Raw genomic sequence first — 18,596 nt, 5'->3', positions numbered from 1 at the left:
TACATTTTTTATTCCGAATTTTACAACTAAAATCATACCATAATTGAATACAAAAACAATTGTCATAACAGGAGGTCCTGGAAGTGGAAAAACTTCTATTATTAAAGAACTTGAAAAAAGAGGTTTCACATGCTCTGAAGAAGTATCTAGAGATATCATTTTAAAAGCTAGAGAAGACGGCATCGACCAACTATTTTTAACAAACCCAATACAATTTAGCGAGCTACTTTTAAAAGGTAGAAAAGAACAATTTCATACGGCTTTAGCTAGCAATAATGAGTTTTTCTTTTTAGATAGAGGTATTCCAGACATTCCTGCTTACATGGAGTTTAAGGGTGATGAATATCCTGAATTTTTTAGCGAAGCTTGTAAAGAGCATAAATATGATGCTATTTTTATATTAGCGCCTTGGCAAGAAATATTTACTAATGATAATGAGAGATACGAAAACTTTGACCAAGCATTAGAAATCCATGAAAAATTAATTGAAACCTATACAAAATACGGTTACGCCTTAAGAGATGTACCTTTTGGTTCTATTGAGGCCAGAGCAGACCATATAATTGATGTTGTAAAAGCATTGTAACATTTATTTTGAATCATCCTATTAACATATTAGAACGTTATTGGAAATTCACTACATTTAGGCCGCTTCAAGAAAACATTATCAATTCGGTTTTAGAAGGTGAAGACACTTTTGCTCTATTGCCTACAGGCGGTGGAAAATCTGTTTGTTTTCAAGTACCAGCTTTGGTTAAAGATGGTATTTGTATTGTTATTTCGCCTTTAGTGGCTTTAATGAAAGATCAAGTACAAGCACTTGAGAATAAAGGCATAAAAGCAATGGCTTTAACCAGTGGTATATCTTATAAAGAATTAGACACACGTTTAGACAATTGCATCTACGGAAATTATAAATTTCTATACCTTTCTCCTGAACGCTTACAGCAAGACATTGTACAAGATCGTATAAGGCAAATGAATGTAAACCTTATTGCTGTTGACGAAGCGCACTGTATTAGCCAATGGGGAAACGACTTTAGGCCAAGCTATAGAAATATAATTAAGCTAAGAGAACTACAACCAACTGTAAATGTTATTGCATTAACAGCAAGCGCAACACCAGAAGTTGTAGAAGATATTATAAAAGAACTCGATTTTATAAGCCCAAAAGTGTTTAAACAATCGTTTTTAAGGCCTAACTTAGCTTATATGTCTTTTACCGAAGAAGATAAACTTTTTAGACTTAAAACCATTTTAACTAAAAACAAAGCTTCCTCAATAGTTTATGTTAGAAATAGAAAAGCTACACAAGATATTTCTAACTTTTTAGAAAGTAATAATTTTACAGCTACCTTTTACCATGGTGGCTTAACAAACACAGAAAAAGATACCGCCATAGAAAGCTGGATGAATAACCAAAAACAAGTAATGGTTGCTACAAACGCTTTTGGAATGGGTATTGACAAGCCTGATGTTAAAACGGTTATTCATTTAAATTTACCCGAAAGTTTAGAAAGCTACTTTCAAGAAGCTGGTCGTGCCGGAAGAGATGGTAATAAAGCTTTTGCAGTTATTTTAAAAAATAAAAGTGATGATGTACTTATTGAAAATCAGTTTTTAAAAGTTTTACCAACAATAGATTTTATAAAACAAGTATACAGAAAGTTAAGTAGTTATTTTCAAGTTCCATATGGAGAAGGACAAGAGGAGACATTCGATTTTAATTTTAATAGATTTTGTAAAACATACGGTTTTAATGCACTATTAGCTTACAATGCAATTCTTTTATTAGATAGAACTAGTATTATTACTCTATCTAAACAGTTTAACAACCGTACAAAAGTTTTATTTAAAGTTAGTAATTCTGCATTATTTAATTATTTAGAAACACACGCTAACATTAATATTATTGTAAAATCTATTTTACGCACCTATGGTGGTATTTTTGAGCAAGAAACTAAAATTAATACTTTGTTAATTGCTGGTAAAGCGTCCACAACCGAGGATAAAATAATTGAAACTCTAATAAATTTAGAAAAAGCAGATATTATTACACTTAAACATTCTAAAACCGATGCACAAATTACATATTTAGTGCCTAGAGAAGATAATAAAACTATAAATAGAATTAGTAAAATTATAAAACAACAAAATGCTTTAAAAGAAAAACAAGTACTATCTGTTTTAAATTATGCAAATAATAATAACATATGTAAAAGTGTACAACTCCTCTCCTATTTTGGAGAAACCAATGTTAAAGACTGTGGAGTATGCTCAGTATGTATTGCAAGAAAAAACTCTAAACAAGCAACCTCAACAGAAATTAAAAAAGGCATTATTAATGCATTAGAAACTGGCGAGTTGTCTTCTAGAGGTTTGTTTGAACGTCTTAGTTTTTCCGAAGAAAATATTAACTTACAATTACAAGAGTTACTAGAACACCAAATTATAAGCATTACAAAAAATAACAAATACAAATTAGCACATATATAATGAGTGAAAAAAGAGAGTTAAGAATTGTATTTATGGGAACTCCAGAATTTGCAGTAACCATTCTAGATACTTTATTAAACAACAATTATAATATTGTTGGTGTTATTACAGCACCAGATAAACCTGCTGGACGTGGTAGAAAACTAAATAAAAGTGCTGTAAAAGAATATGCAGAAACTAAAGGTTTAAATATATTACAACCTACAAATTTAAAAAGCGAAGCATTTCTTGAAGAATTAAAACAATTAAATGCTAATTTACAAATTGTGGTTGCCTTTAGAATGTTACCAAAGGCTGTATGGCAAATGCCAGATTATGGTACTTTTAATTTACACGCTTCCCTTCTACCTAATTATAGAGGTGCCGCACCAATTAATTGGGCTATAATTAATGGTGAAACAAAAACAGGTGTCTCTACGTTTTTTATAGACGAAAAAATAGATACTGGTGAAATGATTTTGCAAGAAGCCGTTAATATTGATGCTAATGAAAACGCTGGGAGTCTTCACGATAAGTTAATGCACCTTGGTAGCAAATTAGTTATAAAAACTGTAAAACATATAGCTATTGGAGATGTAAAAACAACACCACAGCCAGAAGATGCAATTTCAAAAACGGCCTACAAACTTAATAAAGACAATTGCAAAATAGATTGGAATAAAGACATAGACACTATATATAATAAAGTACGTGGTTTAAGTCCATATCCTGCAGCATGGAGTAAGCTTAATAATGGAGAAGAAACATTAGACATAAAATTATACACTGTTGAAAAACAGGAAATAAATCACGATTACAGCATAGGAAGTATTATTTCTACTAAAAAAGAAGTTAAAGTTGCAGTTAAAGGAGGATTTATAAACATATTAGATATTAAACTTCCAGGAAAGCGAACCATGGATATAAAATCACTTTTAAATGGATACGCATTTAAAACAGATGCCAAAATGCTCTAAAACCCTATGGGTACTGTAATAGTTAAAAATCTCACAAAAACGACTGGCTTTATTAACAAATGTTCAAAGTTATTAACAAAATCACGTTTTTCCCTTGCTATTACTTGCATAGTAGCATAATCCGTATAAATTTGTAGGAGGATAACAAAAAAAATTGTTTACCAACTATTTATTAATATTAAAAATTAAAATTATGAACAAAACAGATTTAATCGATGCTATGGCAGAACACGCAGGAATTACTAAAGCAGCTTCTAAGAAAGCTTTAGAATGTGCGTTAATTGAAATCGAAGGAGCTTTACAAAAAGGTGACAGAGTTTCATTAGTAGGATTTGGATCTTGGTCAGTATCGAAAAGAGCTGCAAGAGATGGAAGAAATCCTCAAACAGGAAAAACAATCAAAATCAAAGCTAAAAACGTTGTTAAGTTTAAAGCAGGATCTGATTTAGCTAACGCAGTAAACTAAGTTTTACTCATTATAAATTATAAAGCCTTCCTATTTGGGAGGCTTTTTTAGTTTATTATTTGTCTTACTTTAAAATAAGTTAGACAACATAAACTTTATAATTAACAATTCTATTTTAAAACTATTTATGACTATTAAAGATTTACAAGGCATATACAATATAACTGGAAGTAATCAAGACCAAGAACAAACAACCTATAAAGGAACATTAGAACTTACACTAGATAACAATAACAGGATTAATGCCAAATGGATTATAAATAATAGTCAAAAACAATTAGGCACTGGCTTTTTTAAAAACAACATTTTAGTTATTAATTTTAATTACAAAGGAGACGATAATGAAATTTACAAAGGAGTTGTTGTTTATAAATGCGTAACCAAAGACATTTTAGATGGTTTTTGGTCAGAAAAAAAAGGAAATCCCTTATACTTAGGTGAAGAACGTTGCTTTAGAATTGGTAGTCTAAAAGAACGCATAAACTAAGTAAATGTTTATAAAGTAATCCTTCAATTTAAAGAGGCTGAAAAAAATAAAAACAGAGCTTTAAATACTACAAGAAAGGCATTCTGGAAATATATAAAACCGTATAACGAAATTTTAGAGTGCGCACCAGAATAATAAGTTTCAATATTTACGATTTTTTACAATTCAATGTCTTAAAAAAGGTTTTACATTTAGAGTCTCTTACAAAATAAACCACGCTTAAAATCACTAATAAACACTTTGTTTTTAAGCAATATAAACGCGCTATTAAAAATTAAATTCTAACTAATAATTAAATCAACAATCATGAAAAAAACTATTTTAATTCTAATGCTATCAATTTATTTTATACCTCAGCAAATTAATGCACAAAACGAAGGCATTGCTGCTGTGGCAGGAGTACTTGCTATTGGAGCAGGAATTGGAGCTGTAGAACAAATGAAAGAGCAAGCTGAGTTAACAGCAACGCAATGGATTTTATCCAATCATCCAGAACTTACCAGTTTCTCCTTAAAAACGTTAGACTTTAATGGTAAAAAATTAAAAGACATGTCTTCCGTATCTGTAATGACATTTAAAATTCAAGAATTTACACCTGCCGACAAACCAGAATTAAACGGAAAAAAACAAGTTCTTTTTGGTTTTACCTCAGCAGGTTGGATAAGCGAATACGGTATTAATTTTGACAAAGTTAGTTGGTACTTAATAGATGAAACCGAGTGGCTAAACATGATGGTTTCTTATGTAAAAGTATCGTCAAACACAAATAATACTTCCGAAATTAAAACCACTTTAAAAGAAGGAAAAGTAGTTAACAAAGGTGTAAGATCAAATGGTAAATTAGCAATACCATTTTTTAAATTATCTGGCGATATGTATGTGGTTACAGACTACTCTACTAACATGAAACTGCTTTATAATGAGCGTTCCTTAGGTATCTTTTTAAAAGAAACTCAAGACTTAGTACAAATAAGTCGTGGTGGAATTATAGACATCCACCAATTCTTTTTCGATGAAGATTAAATAATTTCCTTTTTACACTATTAAGCTATACATTTTTTTAAAAAGTTATATATTAGGCTTTCCCTATTAACTAATACTTCTAATAAAAGTAAAATACTCTTTTATTAGAAGTTTATAGTTTTACAATAAATTTAAACAACAAGTTTTAAATGTCAGAAGAACAAAAACAAGCACAACTAAAACAAACACTCTGGAACATTGCCAACGACCTTCGTGGTAATATGGATGCAGACGATTTTAGAGATTATATACTAGGCTTTATTTTTTATAAATATTTAAGCGGAAAAATGAAAAACTACGCAAATGTTATCCTAGAACCAGATGGTTTAAGTTACGAAACTGTAGAAAATCACGAACAAGCCGAAGAATTGTTAGAAGCCATTCGTTACGAAGCATTAGACAAACTAGGTTACTTTTTAAAACCAAGCGAACTCTTTAGCGAACTTGCAAAACGAGGAAACTCTGGAGGCAAAAACAACTTTATTTTAGGCGATTTAGCCAATGTGTTAACAAGCATAGAGCAAAGCACTATGGGAAGCGAAAGCGAAGACGATTTTGGTAACCTATTTGAAGACCTAGATTTAACTAGTAGTAAACTAGGTAAAACCGAAGACGCCAAAAACGAACTCATAGTAAAAGTACTAACCCATTTAGAAACCATCGATTTTGACCTAGAAAACTCAGATAGCGACATCCTTGGTGATGCTTACGAGTATTTAATTGGGCAATTTGCCAGTGGAGCAGGAAAAAAAGCAGGCGAGTTTTACACACCACAACAAGTCTCTAAAATATTAGCACAATTAGTAACCACTAATAAAACCAAACTAAAAAGCGTGTACGACCCAACTTGTGGTTCTGGCTCCTTACTATTACGTGTCGCAAAAGAAGTAAAAGAAGTAGGCGAGTTTTTTGGGCAAGAAAGCAACCCAACCACCTATAACTTGTGCAGAATGAATATGATTATGCACAACGTACACTACAAACAGTTTGATATTTATAACGAAGACACCTTAGTAAACCCAAGCCCTAACCATATAGACAAACGTTTTGAAGCCATAGTTGCCAATCCTCCATTTTCGGCAAAATGGAGTGCAAGTCCTTTGTTTATGAGCGACGATAGGTTTTCTGCCTATGGTAAACTAGCACCAAAATCTAAAGCAGATTTTGCCTTTGTGCAACACATGGTACATCAATTAGACGATAATGGGACTATGGCTTGTGTATTACCACATGGTGTGTTGTTTAGAGGAGCAGCAGAAGGACACATACGTAAATTTTTAATAGAAGATAAAAACTACCTAGACGCAGTTATAGGCTTGCCAGCAAACATATTTTATGGCACAAGCATACCTACTTGTATTTTAGTACTCAAAAAAAATAGACAAGACGTACGTCATTCTGAACTTGTTTCAGAATCTCATCCTAAAAGAAACGAATCCATCCTCTTCATAGACGCAAGTCAACATTTTGAGAAAGTAAAAACCCAAAACGTATTACAAGACGAACATATTAAAGCTATTGTAGATACCTACAGAAAGAGAAAAACCAAAGATAAATACAGTTACGTTGCCAGTTTAGACGAGGTAAAAGAAAACGACTACAACCTAAACATACCACGTTATGTAGATACCTTTGAAGAAGAAGAACCTGTAGATTTAGCAGCAGTCTCACAAGACTTAAAAGCTTTAGAGCAAGACATAGCAGAAACCGATGCAACCATAGCAGACTTTTGCAAACAGTTAAATATTGACACACCATTCTAAACGTCATTGCGAGGACGCAGGACGAAGCAATCTCATGAAGCATAGAATAACAATAAACAGATTGCCACGACCAAAGGTCTCGCAATGACAGACAAAACCAAATGACCAACACAACAACACATACAAAATCATCATCGCAACCGTCATTGCCTCGCAACCGTCATTGCGAACGCAGTGAAGCAATCTCATCAAAACAACGCAAAAGTCTAATACCCAAACTACGCTTTAAAGAGTTTGAAGGTGAATGGAAAGAAATAAAAATAGGAGAGGTTTTAAAAATAGGAAGTGGAAAAGACTATAAACATTTAGAGGAAGGTAAAATTCCTGTTTATGGAACAGGAGGATTAATGACTTATGTGGATAAATATTTACATGAAGGAGAAAGTGTTTGTATTGGTAGAAAAGGAACTATTGATAAGCCTGTTTATTTAAATGAAAAATTCTGGACTGTTGATACTTTGTTTTATACTCATTCTTTCAAAAAGTCATTACCGAAATTTGTTTTTGGAATATTTGAAAGGATTAATTGGAAACTATATAATGAAGCATCTGGTGTTCCTAGTTTATCAAAAAGTACAATTGAGAAAATAAAGGTTTCAATTCCCAACCTCCCAGAACAACAAAAAATAGCCAATTTTCTAACAGCAGTAGACACCAAACTACAGCAACTCACCACCAAAAAAGAAACACTAGCCTTATACAAAAAAGGCGTCATGCAACAACTGTTTAGCCAACAATTGCGTTTTAAACCAGACGTCACCAATGAAACCGTCATTGCGAGTACGCAGGACGAAGCAATCTCACCAAATAAAACGCAATTCCCAGATTGGGAAGAGAAGAAGTTGGGAGAGGTTGGAAATATTGTTTCTGGGTTAACATATAGTCCAAATGATATTGTTGATGAAGAAAATGGAGTTTTGGTTTTAAGGTCATCCAATGTTCAAGACGGAAAATTATCTTTTCAAGATAATGTTTATGTTAAAGTAGAAAGCTTTAATCCAGTTGAAAAGAATGATGTTTTAATCTGTGTTAGAAATGGAAGTAAAAGATTAATTGGTAAAAATGCAATTATAAGTGATGATTCTGTCGGAATAGCTTTTGGAGCTTTTATGTCAATTTACAGAAGTAAATTCAATACATTTCTATTTCATTATTTTAGTTCAGAAGAATATAAAAAAGAAGTTCATAAAAATTTAGGAGCAACTATTAATTCTATAAATGGAAGTGATTTGAAAAAGTTCAAAGTTCCATTTCCTTCTGAAAAAGAACAACAAAAAATAGCCAATTATTTAAGTGCCATAGATAAAAAAATAGAAGCCGTACAAACGCAACTAACGCAAACACAAGCATTTAAAAAAGGGTTGTTGCAGCAGCTGTTTGTGTAAAGTAAAACGTCACTGCGAGGCACGAAGCAGTCTCATTAAGCGTAGAACTAATATTAAACAGATTGCTTCGTTCCTCGCAATGACAGAATAGAATGAAACCAGGATACGTTTACATATTAACCAATAAAAACAACACCACATTATACGTTGGTGTAACCTCTAATTTGGTGCAACGTATTACACAACATAAAGAAAAGCACGATAAAAAGTCCTTTTCAGCAAGATATAATTTAACTAAATTAGTGTATTACGAAGCACACCAAAGCATTGGAGATGCTATTGGCAGAGAAAAACAATTAAAAGCAGGAAATAGAGCAAAAAAAATAGCATTAATAGAAAGTACTAATCCAGAGTGGCTAGATTTGTATAATGTTATTGCGAGTAGGAACGACACGGAAAACTCTAGCAATCTTAACAAGTAAATTAATAACAAAAATAAATATTAACGCTATTAATCAAATAAAAAACCAACCACATGAAAACCAAACTAACCACATTACTGCTAACACTTTTTAGTGTTGCTATTTTTTATGCGCAGGAAAAAGAAGAAGAACCATTAGGATTCGATAATAACACTATTGAAAATCCAATTAAAAAATATAAAGAGGATATTTTAAAGAATAAAGATCCTTTATTCAATAATAAAATGATTGATTTATTTTTTGCAGAAAAAGTTGGAACAGCATTTGGAGGTTCTAACGATTTAACACTACAAAAATATTTTGCATCCTTAGATTCTAAAGACAATTCTTTTACCGTTGGTTTTAATTTTGATAATCGATTTGGAAATCCTTTAAAACAATTGGATTTTGTGTTTTCTGGTGGTTTTAAATTTAAATCTAGCGATGAGTTTTCAACGGTATTAAAAAACGACAAATTTGAAGAATCTAGTTTAAGTGCTATTTTAAAAATAAGCTATATAGGCAATGGCATTATTAATTATAAAGATAAAATTAAAAAAGAAACTGTTATTAAAAAAAGAGAGCTTGCGGTAAAAAAATACAGGTCTATAGTTTATGAAAAGCAAAGAGAAGCCATAAATACATATAACACTAAGGATTTTAAATCTGAGATAAAATTAAGAAACAGCTTAAATGCTTACGATTCTGAAATGAAAAGTTTAACTTCTGTTTTAGAAGAAAAACAGGAAGATTTTTATAAAAAAATTGCAGAAGAAGAAATCAAATATTTAAAAGATAATGACATGTATCGCTACATTTGGGACTATTGGATTTCTTTAGAAGCTATTATACCATTTGGCGAAAATGATTATAGTGTATTACCTATAAATAATAATAAAGCAACCACTCAAAAACTTTATGCATTAGATATCGATTTATCTGCTAATTCGTTTATAGAGTGGTCTTCTGGTATTTCAATTTTTGGTAATATTCATTATAATATTAACGGCACAAATAATTATATTTTAAACGATTCAGAAACCAAACCTTTTCAAACAGCTATATTAAACCCAGATAATACAATTGCTATTAGTCAGCCTATAATGGCTTACGAAGATCCTTATGAGGATTTTATAAATCAATCTATAAAACTAGAAAGTGCTGCATTTTTCTTTGGTAATTTTATAGGTTTTAGTCCAGCAGTAGAATGGAATTTTGGAGGGAAGTTTAAAGCTAGAGATTGGAAATTAGGTATTCCTGTTAGTTTAAAAGATAAAGATGGCAAACCAAAAGTTAATTTTGAATTGCAATGGAGACAACAGTCTACATTAACTAACGTAAATCATATAATTGGAGTAAGTACAAGCTTTATGTTTGGAGACTTAATAAATTAATACATGTCAAGACAATCCGAATTACAACTAGAAAACAACCTAATTAAACAATTAATTGGTTTAGGCTACCAAAACATAACCATACCAGATGGAGACGCTTTAGTGTCTAATTTAAAAACGCAACTAGAAGCGTTTAATAAAACAGCTTTTTCTACTAAAGAGTTTGATACTATTTTAAACCACTTGGCAAAAGGTAATGTGTTTGAAAAAGCAAAAACCTTACGCGATCGTTTCAACATTACCAGAGACAATGGAGACAGTTTTTATGTGCGCTTTTTTAATAGTGAAGATTGGACAAAAAACGTGTTTCAAGTCACCAACCAAATAGCACAAGAAGGCACGTACAAAAACCGTTATGATGTTACGTTGTTAGTAAACGGTTTACCATTAGTACAAATAGAATTAAAACGCAGAGGTTTAGAGTTAAAAGAAGCTTTTAACCAAGTAAATCGTTATCAACGTCATTCGTTTGATAGTAATTATGGTTTGTTTAAATACGTGCAAATATTTGTTATCAGTAACGATTTAGAAACGCAGTATTTTGTAAACAATAAAGACCAATCTATAAAACAATCGTATTTCTGGAGCGATGTAAATAATAAAAACATAAAAGATTTAAAAAGCTTTGCAAACCTGTTTTTAAACCCAAACCATTTGGGTAAAATGATTGCGCAATATGTGGTATATAATGAAACCTATAAGGTTTTAATGGTATTGCGTCCATATCAATTTTATGCAGTAGAGGCTTTAGTAAATAAAGCAAAACAGCAAACAGATAAAGCTGATACCGTAAAAGCTAACGGTTATATTTGGCACACAACCGGTTCTGGTAAAACACTAACATCGTTTAAAGCAAGCCAAATAATAATGGACTTGCCAAATGTAGATAAAGTGGTGTTTGTGGTAGATCGTAAGGATTTAGACTACCAAACCATGAAGGAATTTAATAGCTTTAAAAAAGATAGTGTTAGTGGTACTACAAACACAAAAAACTTAGTTAGCCAATTAAAAGACGACTCTAAATTGGTAGTAACCACTATTCAAAAGTTAAACAATGCTATCACAAAAGCTAGTTACAATAGGAGTTTTACATACTTAGAAAATAAACGTGTAGTTTTTATTTTTGACGAATGCCATAGAAGTCAATTTGGAGAAACGCACAAAAAAATAACCAACTATTTTAAAAACAGTCAGCTTTTTGGCTTTACAGGAACACCAATTTTTGCGAAAAATGCTTCAAAAAACGATTTAGGAAAACGAACCACTAAAGATTTATTTGGAGAATGTTTACACAAATACGTAATTACAGATGCTATACGAGACGATAATGTTTTAAAATTTGGTATAGAATACATTGGTAGATACAAACAAAAAAGCAACACCTTTATAGATATCGATGTTGCTGCTATAGATAAGCCAGAGGTTTTTGCAGACCCAAAACGTTTAGAAAAAATTGCCGATTATATTATTGCCTATCATGATACTAAAACCAAGAGTCGTCAGTTTTCTGCACTATTTGCAGTAAGTGATATTGATACGTTAATTAAGTATTACGATATTTTTAAACGTAAAAAAATAGCAGGAGAACACAATTTACGCATTGCAACCATATTTACTTACGGAACAAACGAAGATGGCGTTGGCGCAAACGATGCTTTACCTTCTACACAAAAAGAAAAAATAGTGTATGCAAAAGAACCAAATACTACGTATAACAAAGAAAACCACACTAGAGAAAAGCTAGACGAGTACATTCAAGATTATAATAAAATGTTTACACAAGCCTATTCTACCAAAGACCAAAAGCTTTTTGATGGTTATTTTAAAGATATTACCAAACGCTTAAAAGAACGAGAAAAAAACACTGCTTTAGATAAAGATCGTTTAGATATTGTTATTGTGGTAAATATGATGCTAACAGGTTTTGATGCAAAAAAAGTAAATACGTTATATGTAGATAAAAACTTACAATATCATGGTTTAATTCAAGCCTTTTCTAGAACCAATAGAATTATTGGAGATGTAAAGTCGCAAGGAAACATACTATGCTTTAGAAACCTAAAAGGAGCAACAGATGATGCTATAACCTTATTCTCTAATAAAGATGCCATAGAAGATATTATTTTACCAGATTACGAAGTTGTTGCAGGTAAACTAGATACAGCTTTAGAACATTTATTTGAAGTTACGCCAAGTTTTGATGATATAGAAACGCTAAAAGACGAAAATGAAGAATTAGCTTTTGTGCAAGCATTTAGACGTGTTTTACGAACAATAAATGTATTACAATCGTACACAGATTTTAATTGGGAAGATTTAAATATAGACGAAGATACTTTTAATGAATACGCAGATCGCTATTGGAGTTTAAGTGAAAAAGTAAAAAAAGCCAGCAAAATAGATAAAACCTCTATACTTAATGATATCGATTTTGAATTAGAACTCATTCATCGAGACCAAATAAATGTAGCCTACATTTTACAACTTCTAGCAAAGCTTAAATATGCAAAAACAGAAGATGCAAAAGCACAGAAAAAAGCAATAATAGACATGCTATCTGGTGACATGCAATTACGTAGTAAACGCGAGTTAATAGAGAAGTTTATAGAAGAAAACTTACCACATATTGACGATGTAGATGCTATACAAGATGAATTTGAACGCTTCTGTCACGAAGAAAAAATACTAGCGCTTTCTAAACTATGTGAAGAAGAAAACTTAGACCAAAAACAATTTAAAGCCTTAATAGAAAGCTACACAGATTATGGTCGCGAACCTTTACGCGACGATATATTTAAATGTTTAGATAATAGACCAAGTATATTAAAAGCACGTGAAATAGGTGAACGTATTTTAGATAAAATGAAAGCGTTTGTACAAGTGTTTGTAAATGGAATGGTTGGGTAAAACCTATATTTACCTTTCATCTGGCTAGTTCGTTTAGTTTTAATACTAAAGGCAGAAAATAAAGGCACAAAAAAAGTCTAGTACTTTTGTACTAGACTTTTTTATTGTAGCGAGAACGAGATTTGAACTCGTGACCTCCGGGTTATGAATCCGACGCTCTAACCAACTGAGCTACCTCGCCATTTATTTGTGGCTGCAAATATAAAAACAAATTTATAGTGAGCAAACATAAAAGCAAATAAAATATTTATTTAATTTTTTTTCTAAACTCATTAATTAATGTATATATTGGAGACATAATATTTTTATATCATTTATTACATGGACGAAAAAGTTAAATACGAATTAGAATTCCCCATACACGCCTCACCTACACTACTTTATCAATATATCTCAACGCCTTCTGGTTTGTCTGAATGGTATGCTGATAACGTAAATTCTCGTGGAGAGCTTTTTAAGTTCATTTGGGATGGCGCAGAAGAACAAGCTAAATTATTAACAAAAAAAAGTGGAGAACGCATTAAATTTCGTTGGTTAGAAGACGAAGGAGAAGCTTATTTCTTTGAAATTAGAATACAAGTAGATGAAATAACAAAAGATGTTTCAATAATTGTTACAGATTTTGCTGAAGAAGATGAAGTTGAAGAAAGTAAAATGTTGTGGGAAAACCAAATTTCAGATTTAAAACAAGTATTAGGTTCTGCTTAATACATTCCATAATTTAAACTTATATTTGTGCCGAAGAAATTCGGCACTTTTTTTATGATAAACATTAACGGAAATTTTAGCAACAATAATCAAATTTTAACTCCAGAAAATCGTGGGTACAGCTATGGTGATGCTTTGTTTGAAACAATAAAAGTATCGCATGGTAAAATACTTTTTCTAGAGGATCATTATTTTAGACTTATGGCTTCTATGCGTATTATGCGTATGGAAATTCCTATGAATTATACTATGGAGTTTTTTGAGACTGAAATCTTAAAAACCATTGAAAAAAATGAATTAATTAACAATTCTTGCAGAGTTAAAATTCAAGTACATAGAAATTTTGGAGGTTTATATTTACCTACAAATAAAGAAGTATCATTTATTATTTCAGCAAAAAAAATTAATAATGATTTTTATTTATTAAATGAAGAAAAACATGAAGTCGATTTATTTAAAGACTTTTATGTTGCACCTGGATTACTCTCTACACTAAAAACAAATAGTAAATCTATAAACGTAATTGGTAGTATTTATGCTAAGGAAAATGATTTAGATAATTGTTTACTACTTAACACAAACAAAAATGTTGTAGAAGCTTTAAACGGAAATTTATTTTTAGTAAAAGGAAACACTATTAAAACACCACCTATTGCAGATGGATGTTTAAAAGGAATAATGAGACAGCAAATTATAAATATAATAGAACTGTTACCAGATTATAATTTAGATGAGTCCTCTATTTCTCCTTTCGAATTGCAAAAAGCAGACGAGTTATTTACAACCAATGTTATACAAGGCATTCAACCTATAACTAAGTATAGAAAAAAGACATTTACTAATAACGTAAGTAAATTACTGCTTCAAAAAATAAATGTAAAGGTTAGATTAGGCTAATTATAACTAGGGTTTTCTGGTGCATTAGACCAAATGCTATAATCGCCACCAAGTTCCACCATTTTTTCTTTCCAAAAAAATTGGTAGTCTTTTTCTATAATCGCTTTTTTATGTACATTTTTAGTTACAACCCAAGCGTTAGATTTTAACTCTTCTTCTAATTGGTTAATTTCCCATCCAGAATAACCTAAAAAGAATTTTATATCCTTTTCGCTAATTTTACCTTCCATAATTAATTTAGAAACTTCACTAAAGTCTCCTCCCCAAAAAATACCTAAAGAAATTTCAATACTATTAGGTATTAGGTCTGGTACTTTGTGGATAAAATAAAGGTTATCTTGTTCTACCGGACCACCGTTATAAACCTTAATTGGTGTTTCGATTTCTGGTATTAAGTCGCTAATGGTAAACTCTAAAGGTTTATTTAAAATAAATCCTATGGAACCTTCTGCAGAATGATCTGTTAATAAAACAATAGAACGATTAAACGACATATCTCCTATTATAGATGGTTCTGCAATTAATAAATCTCCTTTTTTGGGCTTAGTTAAAATCATAAAAAAATGAATTTTATTAATTAAATGTAAACTTTATTTATTAAAAATCCAATAATTTTAAAATTTAAAACCTTTTACAGCAAAAAATATTTACTATAAAAACATTATTTAAAACATTACAAAAGCAAATAAATAATTATAAAAAGATTAAATCTAATGTCTTTTTTTATATAAAAAACATTCTTTATTGCTGTATAAGCTATGTAATAAAATAATGTTTATTCTGTTTTTGGTAATATATTTAAATTGTATTGATATAACGAATTCCAGGTAATTTCGCATTTATTAAAACCATCAAAACACATTATAGGTTTTAAATTGTAAGCTGCCAAAGTAATTATAAATCAATCTAAACCTCCAAATGGATAATTTCCTGTGGAAAACTCTACAATACCAGTATCTTGATTTATTTTTTTTAAATTACTCATATCAACTTCAAAACCATATTCTAAGTAATTAAAAATGGAAAGAGTATCAAGATTTCCTAATTGTTCAATATTATTATTTTCTTCTTTAAAAAAATCCTTTATATATTCATTTACATAACTAAGAAATAATTCTTTACATCTATATTTTTCTGGTTCTGCTTGTTGGTCTAAAAAATTATTTAGTTCTATTAATGCTATATCAACCTCCTCCTCTGTCATACTATCCCAATCAAAATCTGGTCCTTTATCATCAAATTTAAAATCTGGTTGCCTGACCATAACCATATGCTTATAGATTTTTTTAAAATCTTCAAATTTATATCTGTCTTCTATATTAAATTTAATGTAAAGCATGCATTGTAGGCTTTAAGACAATTTAATGTTAACTAGAGTCATATTTTTAAGCTTAATTTACTTCCCAATACAGAAATTAAAAAACCCCATAAATACAAAACACAAATAACATAAGGTACAAAATAGGTACAAAATAGGTACAAAATAGGTACAAATATAATCCTATAATTATTAAAAATTCTCGTAGCTTGTTGAATTAGGAATCAAAATCTTTTAGTTCAGAATATTTTATATGCATTGTTATATCTTCTACATTACTATCAACTTTTGGACTAAATAAATCCTTACTCACACTATAAGCTTCTAATTTGGATTCGCTGTAATTTTCAAGAATTAAATCGTTAATGTCTTTTTCTTTCAAATCTGGAGATAGCCAATCTTGATAATCAGATTCATTGAGTATAACTGGTTGTCTTTTTTTGAGATTATGAATTTTTTCAAATAAAGGAGAAGCTTCTTTTGTTAAAATTGTAAACGTTATATACGTATCTATTACATTGTACAAACCTGCTAAGCCTAAAGGTTGTTTTTCTTTATTTTGAATATAAAATGGATACTTTTTCTTTTTATGATCGTGTGGCTCAAAGAAACCTGTAACTGGAATTATACAACGATTTTCCATTACTGATTCTTTATAAATAAAATGATTAAAAATTTTCTCTGAGCGTGCATTTAATCCACCTCCATATCTCACGGCTTCTTTATAATACCCCTTTATTTGGTTTGATGATTTATTATTTGGCACGATTCCCCAAACTGCTGGAGCAATTAATTCTGATTTTTCTTGCGGGATTACTAACATATTAGGATGCGCAAATCCATTTAAATGATAATTAGGTTTATCAAATATTGGTTTTAAGTTTTCATCGCTTAACTTTACTTTAAAATGATTTTCGAGTTTTTTCGTTTTATGCGTGATACTTGTATGGAAACACATTGTCTTATAAATTTTAATGGAAGTTATAAAATAAAATTAACTTTCTCTTGGATTTGGTTTTAAAGCCAACTTTCTAGACCAAATTATATCTAAGCTGCAAAAATCGAAAGACTCTGTTACTTTACCATAACAAGAATAAACACCTAAACCATTTATAGGATATTTGTCTACAACTTTAGTAAAATGTACAGTATCAAAATAACTTCCTTCTCTATCGGTAAATGTGCAAAAACGTAACTGCTTACCATTAGATGCTGTATGAAATCTTGTATTAACTAAAATACCGTATAACAACACAGATTTGTTGATATTTCTTTTTAAATCTTTAACCAAAATACTCTCAATTAATGGCTCATTTACTAAATCAAAATAATTACATAAAGGAAAGCCTAATAGTTCCATTTGATCGTATGCTTCTTCAACAACAGACGTCTTAATTGTTGGTAAATTAAATTGTTTATGCTCAGTTTTAAATAATTTTGATTGTGTTGTTTTTCTTTTGGAAACATTCAATTTGAAAATTGCATGCCATAACAATTCTATCTTAGATAATTTTGTAAATCTAAAAGCATCAATTCTAATTAATATGGTTAGTTGCTCAATGCTAATTGTTACTCTATCTATAAAATCATCCAATGAAACAAACTTCCCATGGAGTTGTCTTTCTGTTAAAATTCTTTTTATTACTAATATTTCAAGACTTTTTAAGTAACCAAAACCTAAATAGATATTTTTACCTTTGATTATGTTAGGGTGGTCACTATCATTTATACATGGTGGATTAATAATACCTCCACACATTTTAGCTTCATGGATATAATGTTCTGCGCTATAAAAACCACCGCCATTATTTAATACTGCAACCATATATTCTAACGGATAATAGCATTTTAAATACATGCTTTGATAACTTTCTACAGCATAGGAAGCCGAATGCCCTTTTGCAAATGCGTAACCTGCAAAACTCTTTATTTGGTTCCAAACTTCAAACGTTAATTCATCTCTGTAACCCTTAGCTTTACAATTAGAAATGAACTTTTCTTCAACTGCTAAAAATTCGGCTTTAGACCTATATTTACCGCTCATTCCTCTTCTAAGCACATCTGCTTCTCCTAAAGTTAATCCTGCAAACTGATTTGCTACTTTTAAAACATCTTCTTGGTATACCATTATACCGTACGTCTCTGGCATAATTTTAAGCAACATAGGATTTGCCTCTTTTCTTTTTTCTGGATAACGTTGTCTTATAATAAATTCTTTTTTCATTCCAGATCCAGAAACGCCTGGTCTAATAATAGAACTTGCTGCAACTAAACCTAAATAATCTTGTGTTTGAAGTTTACGCATTAATCCACGCATTGCAGGAGATTCAACATAATAAGCTCCAATTGCTTTTCCGTTTTTAAGGAGATTATTTATGTTTGGATCATTTTTAAA

17 protein-coding genes and 1 tRNA gene are annotated in these 18,596 nt (G+C 30.4%); 13 read left to right on the top strand and 5 right to left on the bottom strand.

The window, feature by feature from the left end:
* The first annotated feature begins 43 nt into the window (after nt 1–43).
* The 11 genes from CLV86_RS00090 to CLV86_RS00040 all read left to right on the top strand — a co-directional run bounded on the left by CLV86_RS00090 (nt 44) and on the right by CLV86_RS00040 (nt 13,278).
* Entirely contained in the window at nt 44–586 is a 543-nt protein-coding gene (locus tag CLV86_RS00090) for an AAA family ATPase (protein ID WP_121048179.1), read from the top strand.
* A gap of 8 nt (nt 587–594) precedes the next feature.
* On the top strand, nt 595–2,496 hold the full coding sequence (locus CLV86_RS00085) for a RecQ family ATP-dependent DNA helicase (RefSeq protein WP_121048177.1): 1,902 nt from the start codon (nt 595–597) through the stop codon (nt 2,494–2,496).
* Nucleotides 2,496–3,452 (top strand): methionyl-tRNA formyltransferase, encoded by a 957-nt coding sequence (gene fmt, locus CLV86_RS00080; protein WP_121048175.1) that lies wholly within the window; start codon nt 2,496–2,498, stop codon nt 3,450–3,452. The genes CLV86_RS00085 and fmt overlap by 1 nt, the downstream gene beginning before the upstream one ends.
* A gap of 193 nt (nt 3,453–3,645) precedes the next feature.
* Nucleotides 3,646–3,918: an HU family DNA-binding protein gene (locus CLV86_RS00075; RefSeq protein WP_013870774.1), complete on the top strand. Its 273-nt coding sequence runs from the start codon at nt 3,646–3,648 to the stop codon at nt 3,916–3,918.
* 127 nt (nt 3,919–4,045) lie between these two features.
* Nucleotides 4,046–4,405, top strand: coding sequence for a hypothetical protein (locus tag CLV86_RS00070; RefSeq protein ID WP_121048173.1), 360 nt, complete (start codon nt 4,046–4,048; stop codon nt 4,403–4,405).
* A gap of 306 nt (nt 4,406–4,711) precedes the next feature.
* The gene (locus tag CLV86_RS00065) at nt 4,712–5,428 is read left to right on the top strand and encodes a hypothetical protein (RefSeq protein WP_121048171.1); all 717 of its coding nucleotides are present in this window, start codon (nt 4,712–4,714) and stop codon (nt 5,426–5,428) included.
* Nucleotides 5,429–5,577: 149 nt separating this feature from the next.
* A complete protein-coding gene (locus tag CLV86_RS00060; protein WP_121048169.1) occupies nt 5,578–7,191 on the top strand; it encodes a type I restriction-modification system subunit M in 1,614 nt (537 codons plus the stop codon).
* A gap of 146 nt (nt 7,192–7,337) precedes the next feature.
* A complete protein-coding gene (locus CLV86_RS00055; RefSeq protein ID WP_170148494.1) occupies nt 7,338–8,576 on the top strand; it encodes a restriction endonuclease subunit S in 1,239 nt (412 codons plus the stop codon).
* 92 nt (nt 8,577–8,668) lie between these two features.
* Nucleotides 8,669–8,998 (top strand): GIY-YIG nuclease family protein, encoded by a 330-nt coding sequence (locus CLV86_RS00050; protein WP_121048165.1) that lies wholly within the window; start codon nt 8,669–8,671, stop codon nt 8,996–8,998.
* 53 nt (nt 8,999–9,051) lie between these two features.
* On the top strand, nt 9,052–10,371 hold the full coding sequence (locus CLV86_RS00045) for a hypothetical protein (protein ID WP_121048163.1): 1,320 nt from the start codon (nt 9,052–9,054) through the stop codon (nt 10,369–10,371).
* A gap of 3 nt (nt 10,372–10,374) precedes the next feature.
* The gene (locus tag CLV86_RS00040; protein ID WP_121048161.1) at nt 10,375–13,278 is read left to right on the top strand and encodes a type I restriction endonuclease subunit R; all 2,904 of its coding nucleotides are present in this window, start codon (nt 10,375–10,377) and stop codon (nt 13,276–13,278) included.
* A gap of 107 nt (nt 13,279–13,385) precedes the next feature.
* Here CLV86_RS00040 and CLV86_RS00035 read toward each other — a convergent pair.
* Nucleotides 13,386–13,459: transfer RNA gene (locus CLV86_RS00035), tRNA-Met, on the bottom strand.
* Between the two features lie 140 nt (nt 13,460–13,599).
* Here CLV86_RS00035 and CLV86_RS00030 point away from each other — a divergent pair.
* Both CLV86_RS00030 and CLV86_RS00025 read left to right on the top strand, forming a co-directional pair.
* Entirely contained in the window at nt 13,600–13,986 is a 387-nt protein-coding gene (locus CLV86_RS00030; protein WP_076733460.1) for an START-like domain-containing protein, read from the top strand.
* A 54-nt stretch (nt 13,987–14,040) separates the two neighbouring features.
* The gene (locus tag CLV86_RS00025) at nt 14,041–14,883 is read left to right on the top strand and encodes an aminotransferase class IV (protein WP_121048159.1); all 843 of its coding nucleotides are present in this window, start codon (nt 14,041–14,043) and stop codon (nt 14,881–14,883) included.
* Here the strand turns inward: CLV86_RS00025 and CLV86_RS00020 are convergent.
* From CLV86_RS00020 to CLV86_RS00005, 4 genes are all read right to left on the bottom strand, one after another.
* On the bottom strand, nt 14,880–15,440 hold the full coding sequence (locus CLV86_RS00020; protein WP_076733462.1) for a YqgE/AlgH family protein: 561 nt from the start codon (nt 15,438–15,440) through the stop codon (nt 14,880–14,882). The genes CLV86_RS00025 and CLV86_RS00020 overlap by 4 nt on opposite strands.
* Before the next feature lie 344 nt (nt 15,441–15,784).
* Nucleotides 15,785–16,222 carry a hypothetical protein gene (locus CLV86_RS00015; RefSeq protein WP_121048157.1) on the bottom strand — a complete coding sequence of 146 codons (438 nt, stop codon included), beginning with the start codon at nt 16,220–16,222 and terminating at the stop codon, nt 15,785–15,787.
* Nucleotides 16,223–16,418: 196 nt separating this feature from the next.
* Nucleotides 16,419–17,159: an SOS response-associated peptidase gene (locus CLV86_RS00010; protein ID WP_121048155.1), complete on the bottom strand. Its 741-nt coding sequence runs from the start codon at nt 17,157–17,159 to the stop codon at nt 16,419–16,421.
* Between the two features lie 36 nt (nt 17,160–17,195).
* Nucleotides 17,196–18,596, bottom strand: a 1,401-nt coding sequence (locus tag CLV86_RS00005) for a helix-hairpin-helix domain-containing protein (RefSeq protein ID WP_487246501.1), incomplete at its 5' end; no start/stop codon positions are given.

It is taken from the genome of Lacinutrix venerupis (assembly GCF_003663945.1).
Taxonomy (GTDB): Bacteria; Bacteroidota; Bacteroidia; order Flavobacteriales; family Flavobacteriaceae; genus Lacinutrix; species Lacinutrix venerupis.
Note: the sequence above shows the minus strand (reverse complement) of the source record. Positions and strands in the feature narration are given on the sequence as shown.

Bases quoted from the DNA above. Each gene is read 5' to 3' on its own strand.
- CLV86_RS00075 (WP_013870774.1), top strand. From the start codon at position 3,646: ATGAACAAAACAGATTTAATCGATGCTATGGCAGAACACGCAGGAATT.
- CLV86_RS00065 (WP_121048171.1), top strand. From the start codon at position 4,712: ATGAAAAAAACTATTTTAATTCTAATGCTATCAATTTATTTTATACCT.
- CLV86_RS00025 (WP_121048159.1), top strand. From the start codon at position 14,041: ATGATAAACATTAACGGAAATTTTAGCAACAATAATCAAATTTTAACT.
- CLV86_RS00030 (WP_076733460.1), top strand. From the start codon at position 13,600: ATGGACGAAAAAGTTAAATACGAATTAGAATTCCCCATACACGCCTCA.
- CLV86_RS00060 (WP_121048169.1), top strand. From the start codon at position 5,578: ATGTCAGAAGAACAAAAACAAGCACAACTAAAACAAACACTCTGGAAC.
- CLV86_RS00050 (WP_121048165.1), top strand. From the start codon at position 8,669: ATGAAACCAGGATACGTTTACATATTAACCAATAAAAACAACACCACA.
- CLV86_RS00045 (WP_121048163.1), top strand. From the start codon at position 9,052: ATGAAAACCAAACTAACCACATTACTGCTAACACTTTTTAGTGTTGCT.
- CLV86_RS00040 (WP_121048161.1), top strand. From the start codon at position 10,375: ATGTCAAGACAATCCGAATTACAACTAGAAAACAACCTAATTAAACAA.
- CLV86_RS00015 (WP_121048157.1), bottom strand. From the start codon at position 16,222: ATGCTTTACATTAAATTTAATATAGAAGACAGATATAAATTTGAAGAT.
- fmt (WP_121048175.1), top strand. From the start codon at position 2,496: ATGAGTGAAAAAAGAGAGTTAAGAATTGTATTTATGGGAACTCCAGAA.
- CLV86_RS00070 (WP_121048173.1), top strand. From the start codon at position 4,046: ATGACTATTAAAGATTTACAAGGCATATACAATATAACTGGAAGTAAT.
- CLV86_RS00010 (WP_121048155.1), bottom strand. From the start codon at position 17,159: ATGTGTTTCCATACAAGTATCACGCATAAAACGAAAAAACTCGAAAAT.
- CLV86_RS00020 (WP_076733462.1), bottom strand. From the start codon at position 15,440: ATGATTTTAACTAAGCCCAAAAAAGGAGATTTATTAATTGCAGAACCA.